The 14,626-nt window shown below is 61.6% G+C and carries 13 protein-coding genes and 1 tRNA gene; 8 read left to right on the forward strand and 6 right to left on the reverse strand.

Annotated features, from left to right (window positions below; all coding sequences use genetic code 11):
• Positions 1–25 precede the first annotated feature (25 nt).
• Positions 26–766 (reverse strand): lysozyme inhibitor LprI family protein, encoded by a 741-nt coding sequence (locus ACZ89F_RS14145; RefSeq protein ID WP_476092481.1) that lies wholly within the window; start codon positions 764–766, stop codon positions 26–28.
• Positions 767–867: 101 nt separating this feature from the next.
• The gene (locus ACZ89F_RS14150; protein ID WP_476092482.1) at positions 868–1,125 is read right to left on the reverse strand and encodes a PepSY domain-containing protein; all 258 of its coding nucleotides are present in this window, start codon (positions 1,123–1,125) and stop codon (positions 868–870) included.
• 699 nt (positions 1,126–1,824) lie between these two features.
• On the opposite strand from ACZ89F_RS14150, the gene ACZ89F_RS14155 reads away from it, so the two are divergent.
• The 4 genes from ACZ89F_RS14155 to ACZ89F_RS14170 all read left to right on the forward strand — a co-directional run bounded on the left by ACZ89F_RS14155 (position 1,825) and on the right by ACZ89F_RS14170 (position 5,045).
• Positions 1,825–2,178 (forward strand): hypothetical protein, encoded by a 354-nt coding sequence (locus ACZ89F_RS14155; protein WP_476092483.1) that lies wholly within the window; start codon positions 1,825–1,827, stop codon positions 2,176–2,178.
• Positions 2,179–2,375: 197 nt separating this feature from the next.
• Positions 2,376–3,146, forward strand: a complete 771-nt coding sequence (locus ACZ89F_RS14160; protein WP_476092484.1) for a DUF5677 domain-containing protein — start codon at positions 2,376–2,378, stop codon at positions 3,144–3,146.
• Between the two features lie 285 nt (positions 3,147–3,431).
• The gene (locus ACZ89F_RS14165; RefSeq protein WP_476092485.1) at positions 3,432–4,436 is read left to right on the forward strand and encodes a DUF262 domain-containing protein; all 1,005 of its coding nucleotides are present in this window, start codon (positions 3,432–3,434) and stop codon (positions 4,434–4,436) included.
• A 3-nt stretch (positions 4,437–4,439) separates the two neighbouring features.
• Positions 4,440–5,045, forward strand: coding sequence for a hypothetical protein (locus ACZ89F_RS14170; RefSeq protein WP_476092486.1), 606 nt, complete (start codon positions 4,440–4,442; stop codon positions 5,043–5,045).
• 298 nt (positions 5,046–5,343) lie between these two features.
• Here the strand turns inward: ACZ89F_RS14170 and ACZ89F_RS14175 are convergent.
• Together ACZ89F_RS14175 and ACZ89F_RS14180 are read right to left on the reverse strand one after the other, a co-directional pair.
• A tRNA-Val gene (locus ACZ89F_RS14175) sits at positions 5,344–5,418 on the reverse strand.
• A 140-nt stretch (positions 5,419–5,558) separates the two neighbouring features.
• Positions 5,559–6,242, reverse strand: coding sequence for a phosphoglycolate phosphatase (locus tag ACZ89F_RS14180; RefSeq protein ID WP_476092487.1), 684 nt, complete (start codon positions 6,240–6,242; stop codon positions 5,559–5,561).
• A gap of 384 nt (positions 6,243–6,626) precedes the next feature.
• Between ACZ89F_RS14180 and rpiA the strand changes: the two genes are divergently transcribed.
• The 4 genes from rpiA to ACZ89F_RS14200 all read left to right on the forward strand — a co-directional run bounded on the left by rpiA (position 6,627) and on the right by ACZ89F_RS14200 (position 10,759).
• Positions 6,627–7,358: a ribose-5-phosphate isomerase RpiA gene (gene rpiA, locus ACZ89F_RS14185; protein ID WP_476092488.1), complete on the forward strand. Its 732-nt coding sequence runs from the start codon at positions 6,627–6,629 to the stop codon at positions 7,356–7,358.
• On the forward strand, positions 7,345–7,944 hold the full coding sequence (locus ACZ89F_RS14190; RefSeq protein ID WP_476092489.1) for a DUF2059 domain-containing protein: 600 nt from the start codon (positions 7,345–7,347) through the stop codon (positions 7,942–7,944). The genes rpiA and ACZ89F_RS14190 overlap by 14 nt, the downstream gene beginning before the upstream one ends.
• Before the next feature lie 242 nt (positions 7,945–8,186).
• Positions 8,187–9,578, forward strand: coding sequence for a glutathione-disulfide reductase (gene gor / locus ACZ89F_RS14195; RefSeq protein WP_476092491.1), 1,392 nt, complete (start codon positions 8,187–8,189; stop codon positions 9,576–9,578).
• Between the two features lie 32 nt (positions 9,579–9,610).
• The gene (locus tag ACZ89F_RS14200) at positions 9,611–10,759 is read left to right on the forward strand and encodes a serine hydrolase domain-containing protein (protein WP_476092492.1); all 1,149 of its coding nucleotides are present in this window, start codon (positions 9,611–9,613) and stop codon (positions 10,757–10,759) included.
• A 60-nt stretch (positions 10,760–10,819) separates the two neighbouring features.
• Here ACZ89F_RS14200 and mgtE read toward each other — a convergent pair whose 3' ends face one another.
• Together mgtE and ACZ89F_RS14210 are read right to left on the reverse strand one after the other, a co-directional pair.
• The gene (gene mgtE / locus ACZ89F_RS14205; protein WP_476092493.1) at positions 10,820–12,184 is read right to left on the reverse strand and encodes a magnesium transporter; all 1,365 of its coding nucleotides are present in this window, start codon (positions 12,182–12,184) and stop codon (positions 10,820–10,822) included.
• Positions 12,185–12,458: 274 nt separating this feature from the next.
• Entirely contained in the window at positions 12,459–14,363 is a 1,905-nt protein-coding gene (locus ACZ89F_RS14210; protein WP_476092494.1) for an ABC transporter ATP-binding protein/permease, read from the reverse strand.
• Between the last annotated feature and the right edge of the window lie 263 nt (positions 14,364–14,626).

Consider the following 14,626-nt stretch of genomic DNA (forward strand, 5'->3'; position numbering starts at 1 on the left):
TGTCGCGAAACACCAAGTGGCCTATTCAGGCGCCGCCGCACAAATGCTGCGAGTCGGGCAGGGCCCATGATCCTTTGATGGCGAGGTCGATGCCGTAGTAAACCCGACCGCGCTCATCGTCCTTCGGACAATCCCTGGGAATCGAGATCAGGCACATCTCGACCGGTTCGCCGACCTTCGAGGCGGCCAGGCCAGGTTCGCGATCATAGGAGACAGCGGTGCCGCCATTGGTGAATGTCGCGGCGCTGCCCGCCTCGGGACCGGCCGTTTCCAGCGGGTCGTCACCAAGACGTGTGGTGAGCGTCTCGATATGGGTGGACGCGCATCGCCCGATTTTCGAGAGCAGGGGCTGGTCGGTCCCTGCCGGATTGCGCGCGGCGGCTTCCAGCGCCTTTTTGCCGATCAGCGCGATGTTGTAATCCTGCACCCATGACTGCGCATTGCCATAGGTTTGCAGCGCGTTGTTCAGCGCGCTGACGATGCAGGCCGTGTCGCTCCCGCAGGCATTGCGGTCGGCGATCAGCCCGCGGGCGATCATGCGCTTGTCGCCGCCGAACGCCGGCTCGAAATCCTTGAACGCCCTGGAGATCAGCAGATCGATGGCCGACAGCTGCGGGTCGGCGCAGATCGCTTTTTCCGCGGACAGACGTGCCTTGCGGCAATCGAAAGATGGCCCGTCGGCCCGCGCCGGAGCGGCGCCGAGGATGCCGCCGGCCAGGATGGTGGCGAGCACGCGCGAAGAAAAGATTCGAACGGAAGATCGCATGCTGCCCCCAAGCCAACAGGATTGCCCCCCAGCGCCTTGACCTGGATATCATACGCCAAGCATGGACAATTTGGGGCGGAACCCCTGCCTGCCGGCAACCCCTATTTTGGCTCGGCGGTCACGGGATCGTAGGTGATCTCGACCTTCGCCTTGTCCGCCGTGTAGTAGGTGACCGTGTAGGCGCCGCTATCCCAATCGACCTCTTTCACATAACGAAAGCCGTCGCGTTGCTCGACCTTGGCGAGGATCTCCGACAATTTCTTGGCATTGGGCGGCGGTAGCGGAGCCTCGTCCGCGGCAAAGGCCGACCCACCGGCGAGAAGAACGGCGACGCTTGTCGCCAGCAGAAATCTGGACATGGCTTTCCCTCAAGTTTCCTCGGACAGAAACTCGCTGGCGTGCCGGTTTGTTCCGCAGCTGGAATGCATGACCCCGACGATGTCCCCAACTGATATGGAGCGCATCACGCTGACCCCTTGCTACCTGTTCGAGGGGCCGCCGCCCGCTTGACTTACGCGGCGCGTCGTTGAGCGGGGTGGAGACCTGAACGGGTTCGACGAGGATCGACGGCGGTCACGATGCCGTGGTGGTGATCGCAATAGACGCGATCCGGCGAAGTTGGCCCGGCACAAAAACGATAACCGCCGGGTACCGACCGGTCTTCGCTCACCGGGAAGCGGCACTGATAGACGCCTAGCTGAATGAGGGGGACGTCTCTCGAAGCTGGTCTGATATTTTCACGCATGGTTTTTCAGGTTCCTGGTTCATAGCCATTGCCGGCTGACGGCCGCGGTGCGACCGCGTCAGGGCGAGCTTCACTCGTTTTGGAGGGCTGTGGATCACCATATGGTGATGGTCGCAGCGTCAATGAAGCCCGAGGTCCTGCTTTCGGAAGCCAATTGTTGCGACTTAAGGCCACACTTGCCGCCAGGAGGGCGAGCCGCGGGAGCGAATACATTTTGTCAGCAGACAGTGTGGTCGCGCCCCAGAGCATCTCTCCGAACCGTCGCGCCGGTGCTATGCTGTGCCTGCATGATCAGGCAGCAGGGATATGAGGCATGCCCGAAATTACCCGCCGTACACTTCTTGCGTTCACCGCCGTGGCCTCGGTCGTTGAACCGACGTTTGCTGAAGGGGAAGGTGCCTCACCCGAATTGCGGGCGCTGATCGGAGCCCATGAAGCCACCTATGTCGAGCTTCACAGGGTTGTTCATCAAGCGGGCAGCAGCAGCCGCGAACGCAAGAGGGCAGACCGGATTGAACAGGAAGCATTGCTGGCGATCTGCTCCTATCCCGCGATCAGCCGAGGTGACCGCCGGGCCAAGGCCGATTACCTGTTGACCGCCGAGGCTCGGGGTGAACTCGACCTGGAAGAGCACATGCAGGCCATCCTGCATTCAATGAAGCGCTGATCGCGGCTCGACCGGCGCATCTCCAGACATCGCCGACTTTACCACCATGGCGACAAGCGGGTCGGGCATGGGCCAAACTTCATGATTTCAGGAAGGTACGCGTCGTTGCACCGCCAGCCGACCCATGCCTAGTAACGGCAACCTATTTCCAGAGGGGTAGCGGCTGATAAGCTCCTGTGTTGGAAGAGGAGTAGGCTATGTATCAGCTGCTAAAAGAACAGCTTGTCGCAACAATTGATGCGCTAAAGGTAACCGAATTCAATCGCGGCAACGCGATTCAGCGGCTGATTATGGCGCTTTACGCCACGATAATCGAGCAGATCGACAGCGCGGTGACGCTGATAGATTCTGGCCGCACCGCAGGCGTTGAAGCCATTCTGCGCTCATGCCTTGAGGCTCATGTCGACCTGCTGAACTTAGCATCCGACCCCGTCTACGCAGATCAGATGCAGGCCCACTATCACCACCAATTCAAGTTGGTCTGCAAGGAAGCCATGAAGGGTACCAATCCCTTCCTGGCGAGCATCGAAAGCGATGCACCCGCTCGATACGAAGAGCACACGAGAGAGCTCGCGCGTCTAGGTAGGCCGCTGACCATCCAAACACGGTTCGAAATGGCTGGTCTGAACGACCTCTATTATTCTATCTACAACAGCCTTTGCTGCGAAGCTCACAACAACATGCGCTCGCTCATGGACCGCCATTTCGTAAATAACGGGACCGAGGACACACCTGTGTTTCAGATCGCAATCTTCAACGACATGGAGAAGGTCGACTTCGATGCCGCTATTGATGGCTTCCTGTCTATCTTGACGGGGTCCAATCGGACAGTTCACCACTACCTCAATTCCGACCAACTTGAACGACTTGAAATATTCGCCGAACGCCGCGCTGCTATGTCACTCGAAGAGGATCCGACAGCAGCGACAGAGACCGCTCCAGAAGGTCAGCCTTCGTCTCATACATAGCCTCAAACGATTTCTACCTCTCGTGGATGGCATGTCCGAAGGGCGCCGAATGGTGAACAACTTGGGAGTGGTCGGCACTCTGCCCCATCCCCCGTCCGGCACGGGGATGATGAATTTCGGCTGGGGAGCAACAGCGTGCACCGGTATCCGGAAACACCACCACGCAGCCTAGGGCGGCTACGCGGGATAGGTGGGCGCGGTCGACGGCATTCGCGCTTCAGAATCGGCAGGTTGGAAAGACTTGTTTATCAAGATACAAAGCATCCAGAAACGGTGGGATGAGCTATGGAACGCGTTGATTACGAGTCGCTGATTATCCAGGAGCTGCTGAATTTCCACCGCGACAAGTCGCTTAACGTCCGGCCGTGGTACCAGCGGCGGTCGGTGTGGAGCACGCCCCAGAAGGCCTATCTCGTCAACACCATCTTCGAGAGCAAGCCCGTACCCACCATCTATATCCGCCACCAGATCGATCTCGATGCCGAAAAGAGCATCAAGGAGGTGGTCGACGGCCAGCAGCGCATCCTGACAATCATCTCCTACAAGGACGACGAATTCGCTGCCAAACACCCGAATCACAAGAAGAAGGTCACATATTCGGAGTTGAGCCGGATCGAGAAGCAGGACTTTGCCCAAACCAAGCTATCGGTGGGCTACCTCATTGGCGCCAACGACAGCGACGTCATCGAAATCTTCGGCCGCATCAATTCCATCGCCAAAAACCTCAATCCGCAGGAAAAACGAAACGCTCAGTATTCTGGCGAGTTTAAGCAGTTTTCCCTGAATGAGGCGGTCGAGCGGCTACCATTCTGGCGTCGGACAGGCATATTTACCGGAAACGACATCGCCCGTATGCAGGAAGTCCAGTTTATATCCGACCTCGCCATCAACTTCATGGAAGGCCTGACCGACTTCAACGCAGACAAAATCACCCGCTACTACAAGGAGTTTGACGAGGATTTTCCACGCGGTCACGAAGTAGCGCAGCGCTTCGAGACAGTCTTTGCCAAACTGGCTGCCATCGACCCGGAGGCTTTCTCAGAAACTGTCTTCAAACAGTACCAGATTGCGCACACTCTCATGGTGGCCGTCGACAAGAGCCCTCATGCCAATCCCGAGAAGATCGAGAAAGCGATGTCAGATATCGACGCGCTGATTAGGTCTGAGGATGACGGGCGGGTGTCAGACGCCGAGGCGGCGAGATATGCGGAAGGCTTCACGGGCGGCAACTTACACCGCATCAAGACGCGCAGCATTCGAAACGAAGTGCTCATGGCGGCGCTTGCGTGAACCATGCCGTCGCTGGTGGGGGACTACGCGGCATTCCAGGCAGAGACGGACCGGCTGAGGGCATTACTGGCCTCAACCGTCGCTTTGGCTCCGGCCCATCGTAAACATATCGCCGAGATAGCGCTGCTCCGGCTGGCCATCCTTGTCGAAAACACCATGCACAGTTTCTGCACCAAGATGGTGTGCGGTGCGCCCTACATTGATGGAACGGTTCCGGCATTGCTCGCACGCCAGAACAACGGCCCCCAAGCCGTGCACGCCATGCGATTCTACAACCGCCCGAACCCGATCAATCTGAAATGGAATGAGGGCAAAGCGCTCCGCGCAAATTTGGAGAAGCTCATCGACGCGGTCGACCCGGTTTACGGGCACCTCATCAATCACGCCAGCTTCCTGACCGACGTTCGCTACATTCGCAACCACATCGCCCACCGGAACGGCGACAGCCGCAGAAACTATGTGAAGGTGGTTCGGAGGTATTACGGCGCGAATGTTCGGGGTGTGACAGTCGGCAACCTATTGATCTCCCCCAGGCTATCGACACCGCCAATTCTGGAGACGCACATCATCAAGTCGCGGGTGATGATGAAGGACCTAATGCGGGGCTGAGCGTCTCTGCGCCAAGTTAACTTTGCCTTCCCGGCGTGGCTGCCGTAGTTGCAACAATGGGGACTAAAGCTCGTCCAGGGGAGCATCCAAAGCCGGGTGACGGGTTAGAGTTAATCCGCGCCGTGCATGTGGCACACCCAACCGCCCGCCAAGTGTGCGATTGGAGAACCTAGTGGCGTCTGTGCTTTCCCGGCCAAGATTCTGCGCTAGGCCGAGGTCTTTTTGGTTTTACGCGCCAGTGCCGATTTTCAGAGATTTCCGTGTGAGCCAATTCATCCAACGCGTTGAACGGGTTGGATGGTGGGCGATGCAGGGATTGAACCTGCGACCCCACCCGTGTGAAGGGTGTGCTCTCCCGCTGAGCTAATCGCCCGCTCGTTGCCCGAAGGCCAAGCGAGCCGCGATATAAGGGAGGCAGGTGCGGGAAGTCAAGGCGGTGTCCGGCGTTCTGACAAGGATCGGATTTGCTGTCCTTTCAGCCCTGTCTCCGACGCGACGCCGACCGCATTCCGGTCAGTTTCCGGCAGCGGCAATCAACCTCTGCGCCAGATCGAGCGTCAGCGCGTCGAAATGCGAGATCACCGCCGAGGGTTCGAATTCGCGTACATGGCGGTCGGTGTAGCCGAAATCGACCGCCACCACCGGAATGCCGGCGGCTTTCGCCGTATCGATGTCGGTTTGCGAATCGCCGACCATCAGCGCGCGATGCGGATCGCCGCCGGCCAGCTTGATGGTCTCGATCAGATGGCGCGGATCGGGCTTGCGGAAGGCGAATGTGTCCTGTCCGGCGATCGCCGCGAAATGCCTGGTCAAGCCGAGCGCCTCGATCAGCGCCAACGAATTGGCTTCGTATTTGTTGGTGCAGATGGCCAGGAGATAGCCGGCTTCCTCGAAGCGCGCGATCGCCTCGACGACACCGGGGTAGGGGCGCGATTTGCCGGGGATGTTGATTGTGTAATGGTCAAGGAAGAGTTTCAGCAGCCGGTCGTGTTCCGCGACATCAAGCGATCGCTGCTGGGCCGCATGCGCCCGCTCAATCATCACCCGGCCGCCGTGACCGACAAAGCGCCTGAAGCCGGCCTCGTCGACCGCCGCGAGCGCGCTGGCGGCAAGGCTGTGGTTCAGGCTGTCGAGCAGGTCAGGCGCTGTGTCGATCAGCGTCCCGTCGAGGTCGAACACGATGATCGGGCGAATCATGGTCTGTCCTGCGCAGGTTTTTACAAAGGGCAGGCGATAAAGGCTGCGGCGCGTCAAGGCAAGCGGACTGGGGCAAGTGCGCCGGGCCAAGCGTTCAAGCAGGCTGGCTCTAGAGCCAGAAATTTCGCGGCGAGTTGCCAGACATAAAAAACCCGCCACGGCGGCGGGTCATTGGCGCAAATCAGCACCATGGGCAAATATGTAGCATAACTGCCATCACCGGATCAAGAAAAAATTCCTATCGGGGCTGTCCGCGCATCGCCTCTGCCGGCGCGCCGCGCGATATGCCACGCGCCAACAGCAGCAGGACGCCGCCCAGGGCTTTGACCGGACCGGCAAAGATGCTAGGAGCCCAAAACGTCAGGTTTCGGGGCAGCAAGCGGCATGGATGCAAGGCAATTGAAGGTCGAAGCCGCACGCGCGGCGCTCGCCCATGTCACGGACGGCATGCGGCTCGGCATCGGCACCGGCACTACCGCCGAAGAGTTCGTGCGGCTGCTTGCCGAAAAGGTCGCCACCGGCATGACCATCGTCGGCGTGCCGACTTCGGAGCGCACCGCTTTGCTCTGCCGTGAGCTCGGCGTGCCGTTGTCGACGCTGGAGGAAACACCCGAGCTCGATCTCACCATCGACGGCGCCGACGAAGTCGACCCGGAACTGACCCTGATCAAGGGCGGCGGCGGCGCCCTGCTGCGCGAGAAGATCGTCGCCGCGGCGTCCCAGCGCATGATCGTCATTGCCGACCGGTCGAAGATGGTCGAGACGCTCGGCCGCTTTCCGCTGCCGATCGAAGTCAACCAGTTCGGCCTGCGCGCGACCGAAATCGCGATTGGCGCCGCGGCTGAAAAGCTCGGTCTTTCCGGTCCGGTCATATTGAGGATGACGGGGGGCCAGGCTTTTGTTACAGACGGCGGCCATTTTATCCTCGATGCATCTTTTGGCCGCATTCCGGATACAAGAGCGCTTTCGAATGCTCTGCACGCCATTCCGGGCGTGGTCGAGCATGGTCTTTTCATCGGGCTGGCTTCAGCGGCCATCATTGCCGGCGGCGACGGTATCCAAACCGTCCATGCCGCCCGAAAACCAGGGAGTTCTACCGATCATGATGTTGCATAACCGGGTTCGCAGCCTTTGCGCCGTTCTGGCGGCTTCAGCCGTTCTTGCCTTCTCGTCGCCGGCGTTTTCACAGGATGTCACGGAATCGCACCTGAAGGCCGCTCGTGCGGCCGTCGCGGCGATCCACGCGACCGACCCGTTCGACAACATCCTGCCGCAGGCGGCCGCCGCGCTCGAGTCGCAGCTCATCCAGAAGAACCCGGACATGCAGGAACTGATCGGCAAGACCATCAGCGAGAAGGCGCTGGCGCTGGCTTCGCGCCGTGCCGACCTCGAGAAGGAAGCAGCACTCGCCTACGCAAAAGTGTTCTCCGAAAAAGAACTGACCGATATCGCCGCGTTCTACAATTCCGACGCGGGCAAGAAGCTGCTCGACAGCGGCCCGGCGGTGACCCGCGACCTGATCAAGGCAGCCGACATCTGGCAGAACGGCGTCGGCCGCGATCTCGCCCAGCAGGTCGGCGAAACGCTGGCCGCCGCCGCCAAGGCAAAGGCCCCGGCAGCACCAGCCGCGCCAGCTGATGGCGCCGCTCCGGCGGATGGCGCGGCACCGGCCGATGGTGCGGCCCCCGCGGACAACAACTGATCCTGCATTTCAAAACGGCCTAGAGCCTGTTCCACCCCGATGGAATCGGGATGGGGCTCTAGCTCTCTATTTGAGCACGATCTCAGGACAAACGGTTTCCGTTTGTCCGAGAAAACCGGATTCCACTTTTCGGGATCATGCATTAGCGGCCATCAGCAAAAGCCCGGCTTGTCCGGGCTTTTCTTTTGATGCCTGGCAGCCTACCTGTCTCTCACATTTCTGAAGCTTGAGGGAGCCGCGTCATGGCCGGTTACGACTACGATCTTTTCGTCATCGGCGGCGGCTCGGGCGGGGTGCGGGCGGCGCGTGTGGCGGCCGCCCTCGGCAAGCGCGTCGGCATCGCCGAGGAATACCGCTATGGCGGCACCTGCGTCATCCGCGGCTGCGTGCCGAAAAAACTCTATGTCTATGCCTCGCAATTTCCCGAGCATTTCGCCGATGCCGCCGGCTATGGCTGGACGGTGCCGGAGGCCAGTTTCGACTGGCAGACGCTGGTTGCCAACAAGGATCGCGAGATCAGCCGGCTGGAGGCGATCTACAAGAGGAACGTCGAGGGCGCCGGCGGGGAGACTTTTCATTCGCGCGCCATGATCGTCGACCCGCATGTGGTGCATCTTCTCAGCGAGGATCGCACCGTCACATCAGACCAGATCCTGATCGCCACCGGCGGCCGCCCGGCGGCGCATCCGGCGCTGCCCGGCCACGAACATTGCATCTTTTCCAACGAGGCTTTCGACCTCAAGGAACTGCCCAAGGCGATCATGATCGAAGGCGGCGGCTACATCGCCGTCGAATTCGCCAACATCTTCCACGGCCTGGGCGTCGACACCACGCTGGTCTACCGAGGCAAGGAGATTCTCAGCCGCTTCGACATGGACCTGCGGCGCATGCTGCACGAGACGATGGAGAAGAAGGGGATAAAGATCCTCTGCCATTCCGTGTCCGAATCGGTGCGCAAGCGGCCGGACGGCCGGCTCGACGCACACGTCACCGGCGGCAAGGTGCTGACGGTCGACCAGGTGATGCTGGCCATCGGCCGCATTCCCAACACCGAGAATATGGGCCTGGAAGCCATCGGCCTGGAGATGACCAAGACCGGCGCGATCGCGGTCGACCAATATTCCCGCACCAACATCGACAACATCTGGGCGATCGGCGACGTCACCAACCGCGTACAGCTGACGCCGGTGGCGATCCACGAGGCGATGTGTTTCATCGAAACCGCCTTCAAGGGCAATCCAACCGCGCCCGATCACGAGACGATCGCGACCGCCGTGTTTTCACAGCCGGAGATCGGCACTGTCGGCCTGTCGGAAGACGATGCCGTCAAACGCTTTCCGGACATCGAAATCTACCGCGCGACATTCCGGCCGATGCGGCACACGCTGTCCGGGCGCGACGAGAAGATGCTGATGAAACTGGTGGTCGATGGCGCGTCGAAGAAAGTGCTTGGCGCCCACATACTGGGGCCGGATGCCGGCGAGATGGCGCAGCTTCTCGCCATTCCGCTGAAAGCCGGCCTGACCAAGGATGATTTCGACCGCACGATGGCGGTGCATCCGACAGCGGCGGAAGAACTGGTCACCATGTACAAGCCGACCTATCGCGTGAAGGACGGCGAGCGCGTCGGCTGATGCCGGTTGGCTCATCGCCAAGGGAGCAATCAATGCCCGCACCGCTCGACCATGATTTTGGCGGACGCGTCGATCAGGTTGTCGACAGGGCGGTCGAGGAGGAGCGCATTGTCGGCGCCGTGATCCTCGTCGCCCGGCGCGGCGAAATCCTTTACAGCCGCGCCGCCGGCCTCGCCGACCGCGAAGGCAAGAAACCGATGACGGCGGACGCGATCTTCCGGCTGGCGTCGGTGACCAAACCCGTCGTGGCGACCGCGGCACTTGCCCTCGTCGAAGCCGGCGTGATCGACCTCGACGATCCCACAGCGAAATTCATCCCGGAGTTCCGGCCGAAGCTGGCGGATGGCAGCGAACCCACCATCACCATCCGACAGTTGCTGACGCACACCGCCGGCCTGACCTACGGCTTCCGCGAGGCGGCCGACGGACCCTATCAGCGCGCCAGGGTCTCCGACGGTCTCGACCAGCCCGGCCTTTCCATGGCCGAGAACCTCAGCCGCATCGCCTCGGTGCCGCTGTCCTATGTGCCGGGAACAGGCTGGGGCTATTCCGTGGCGATGGATGTGCTGGGCGAGGCCATGGCAAGAGCCACTGGCGCCACCTTGCCGGAACTGGTCGATCGCCTGGTCGTCCAGCCGCTCGGCATGCAAGACGCAGCCTTTGTCGTGCGCGATCGATCACGGCTGGTGACGCCCTACGCCGATGGACCCGGCAAGGCCATTGCCATGGGCGAGCAGCATCGCGTGCCCTTCGGCGATGGCGCCATCTCATTCTCGCCTGGGCGCGTCTTCGACCCTGCTTCCTTTGCCTCGGGCGGCACCGGCATGAACGGCACGGCCGGCGATGTCCTGAGGCTCCTCGAGGCGCTGCGTTCCGGGGGTGGATCAGTCATCCGCCCCGAAACGGCAGCGGCGATGACCACGGACGCGATAGCGGGCCTGGAGACCACCATGCCCGGCTGGGGCTGGGGGCTCGGATTTGGTGTGCTGCGCGACCCGCTTGCCGCGTCGACGCCCCAGGCCGCCGGCACCTGGCGCTGGGGCGGTGTCTACGGTCATTCCTGGTTCGTGGATCCGACACTCGACCTGACGGTGGTGGCGCTGACGAACACGGCCATATCAGGCATGACGGGCGCCTTCCCCGATGCACTGCGCAACGCGGTCTATGGCAGGAAGGCCTGAGACGGGCAGGGCTGCCTCCACCGCCGGCAATGGGTCGGCGGCGGAGATAGTTGATGCCGCTCAGAGCAGCGTTCCGCGCAGGATCACCAGCGCCACCGAGAAATAGATCACCAGCCCGGTGACATCGACCAGCGTGGCGACGAACGGGGCCGATGCGCTGGCCGGGTCGAAGCCGATGCGTTTCAAGGCGAACGGCAGCATCGACCCCGACAGCGAGCCGAAGGTGACGATGCCGACCAGTGCCGCGCCGACCGTCGTGGCGATCAGCGGCCAGTGCGGGCCATAATCGTAGAAGCCCATATATTGCCAGAGCGCGATGCGGCAGATGCCGACCACGCCGAGCATGGCACCCAGCACGAGGCCGGTGGGCAGCTCGCGCAGCGCCACCCGCCACCAGTCGCCAAGACCGATCTCGCGCAGCGCCAGCGCCCGGATGACGAGCGACGTCGCCTGCGAGCCGGAATTGCCGCCCGAGCTCATGATCAGCGGGATGAACAGCGTCAGCACGATCGCCTTCTCCAGCTCGCCCTCATAGCTCTGCATGGCGTTGGCCGTCAGCATCTCTGAGATGAACAGCGCGCACAGCCAGCCACCGCGCTTCTTGATCATGGCGAGGAAGCTCATCTTCATATACGGCTCGTCGAGGGCTTCCATGCCGCCGAAACGGTGGACGTCCTCGGTCGTCTCCTCGATCATCGTGTCGATGATGTCGTCGATGGTGACGATGCCGAGGATCTTGCCGTGGTCGACGACCGGGACGGCAAGCAGATCGTATTTGGAGATCGTCTGTGCCAGGGTTTCGCGATCGGTCAGCGGGCTGACCGTCACCGGAACACGATCCGGCGCCACGGTCATGATCGAATCGTCAGGCTCACCGGTGATCAGCCGGCGCAGGCCGGTCGAGCGCACCAGGAGATGCGTTTGCGGATCGACGATGTAGATCGCGTAGACGGTTTCGCGGGTCCGCTCGACCTTGCGTATGTAGTCGAGCGTACGGCCGACGGTCCAGTCCGAGGGCACGCTGACGAACTCCGTCGTCATGATCGAAGCGGCACTACCTTCGGGATAGCCAAGGATGGAAAGCAGTGTTGCGCGCAGCGGCGGCGCAAGCCCGCCGAGCAGCTCGGAACGCGCCGGCTCGTCGAGTTCGCGCAGGATGTCGGCGGCGCGGTCGACCGACATGGCGGTGAGCAGCTTGCCCGCCTTGGCACGCGGCAGCGCCTCCATGAGTTCGGACGCGCCGTCGAGTTCAGGCTGATCGAAGATCTCGACCAGCCGCTCGAACGTCACTTCACAAAGCAGTTCCGTCGCGGTTTCGCGCGGCTCCCTGTTCAGCGCCTCGACAATGTCGGCGACGTGATCGTTGGCTAGGATACGGGCGATCGCGACAGCCTCGTCGCTCGCTACGGCGGTAAATTCGTTCATGGCTCACTCCTTGCCGTCCGGCAGGACATGAACCATTAGAGGTCACGTCTAGGCGGACGGCGGTTGCGTTCGACTGTGACTGTCGCCAGGCATGGCGCGGTGACCTTTCCGCTTGCGGGTTCGTAGTTTGATTGTCTGCAAGCGGGCGCAACATAGGAGCGCGCCTTGCCGTGTCAATCGCGGTGAGGAAGGAAAATGCCGGCGAGCAGCCGAGATCGCGAGACTGTGATCGCAGGCCCGCCGCATGACGCGGCCGGCTCGGGTCAGAGCGTCCTTATTTCTGCTTTAGCCGGCGCGAGAAACGCAGCCACTTGTCCTCGACCGGCCTTGGGACCGGCCTTGGCTGCGCGAGAATGGTGGTGAGTTCGACAGGCAGTGTCGGAACCAGCGGCTTCTTGGTGGCGACGCCGTCGGCGATCGCGACGATGCTGTGATAGAATTCGGTGCCGGTCATCGATCGCGGCGCCACCGCCTCGTGCATGACGCTGATCACCGTGACATCGGGGCAGTTGTCCTTGATGGCCTGGTGGAAAGCAATTTTGCCATCGGGGTCGAGCGCGCCGGTTGCCTCGTCGAGGAACAGCAGCCCCGGCTGCTGCAGCACGATACGAGCCACCACCAGCTTCTGTTTCTGGCCGCCCGACAGGACCTGATCCCAGCTTTTGCCTTCGCGGTTTTCGTCGGCCATGTGCTCGATAAAGTCACCCAGGCCGGCCTTGTGCAGCGCTGATGCGACCTGCGCGTCGCCATGGTCGCGCTCGGAGCCGGGCAGGCAGACCAGCTGTTTCAGCGACACGGGCTGCAGCTTGACCTCCTGGGCGGCATAGAAACTCTTGACGCCTTCAGGGAAGACAATGGTGCCGCGGCCATAGGGCCACAGGCCGTTGATCGCCTTGATCAGCGAGGTCTTGCCGCAACCGGACTCGCCTTTCAGGAAGGTCCATTCGCCGCGCCGGAAGCGCAAATTGGCGGCACTAAGGAACGGCGTGGCATCCTCGCCCTGATGCGCCAGTTCGAGTTTCTGGATGGTCAGGCCGAAAACCGGGTTCTGGCTGGCATAGTGGAAGTCGGAGCGGCCGGTCTGGCTGTAGAATTCCTGCGGATGCTGGACATTCTCGATCGCATTGGCCAACTCGGTGACACGCTGGCTGTTGGCGCGCAGCGTGGCGATGGCGGGCATGACGTGGATGAACCACGAACACTGACCGATCAGAGAATTGACCAGTTCGGAGCCGGTTATGTAGCCCTTGAGATCGAGGCCGTTGTGGATGAACGGCACCAGACCCGGTCCGTAGGCGACAATGCGGGCGCCGATGAAATTGTAGATCAGCTCGAACGACATGTAGACCGTGTTGACGATGTTCAGCCGCGTCCAGGTGCCGTCGATATCGACATAGAGCCGGCCATGCATGGTCTTCTGGACGCCTTCACCCTGAGACGCCGCGACATGGAAGCTGCGGCGCAGAAACGTCGTCAGCTCGCCGCGATAGCTGCCCTCGGCCTGCTGCATCCGGACGTTGAGGCGTTCGAGCAGGCCGCCGAGCTTGACCGCGATCCATGTGTTCAGCGGCACATAAGTGGCGACAGCCAGGAAGGCGAGGATGGCGCTGCCATAGCTGCCGAGGAACTCCAGCCCCTTCACCTCGACGGAGTTTTCGAGCAGCTTCTGGCCGACGAAATAGAGCGAGGTGGCGACGCCCAGCACGCCCATGGCGAGCCCGATGGCGCCGCCGGTCATGTCCTTGATGGATTCCTGGACGCGCTGGTCGATGTTGTCGGGGGCGGGCGCGCCACTGCCGGTCGAAGCATGCTGCGCATGGAAATGCGTATGATTGCCGTCCAGCAACGCTTCATTGAAGCGGCTGTCCAGCCAGCCGCGCCATTTGCGGTGCAATGTCGCCGAGACAAGGTTGCGGATGCCGGTGAAGCCGGCGTCCTTGAGCACGACCAGCAGCACGAGGATGCCGGCATTGACCAGCAGCGAGCGAAGCGGCGTGGTGTTGGCGGCGTCATGGAAGAAGGCGATCGAGTTGACCAGTTCACCGGAGGCTTCGGCGAACCAGACGCCGGCCTTGCTGGACAGCGCCGTGAGCAGCGCGATCACCAGCGTCAGTGTCCAGGCTTCCTTCCAGCGGTCCGAGACCCAGTAGGCCCGCACCAAGCCCCAGAAGCTGCGCATCGACGATACCGGCGTCAGAAGCGATCGCCCTGCGGCATCGCGAGGTGTTTTTTCCGGTACTGACTCTTGCGATGGTCTACCGACCCGAATCACGATCCCGCCCAAACCTTTTTTCTTTTGTTACGGATGGTAACACCAATTGATCACTTTCCATTAATTTTTAAAGTTGGCCGAACTGATTACACCCAACGGCCGTTGCCAAGAGGCAACAGATTGCACGCTGAAATATGGCGACAACAGCCGGCAGAACTAAGGATATCGTT

The organism is Mesorhizobium sp. USDA 3734 (assembly GCF_056279665.1).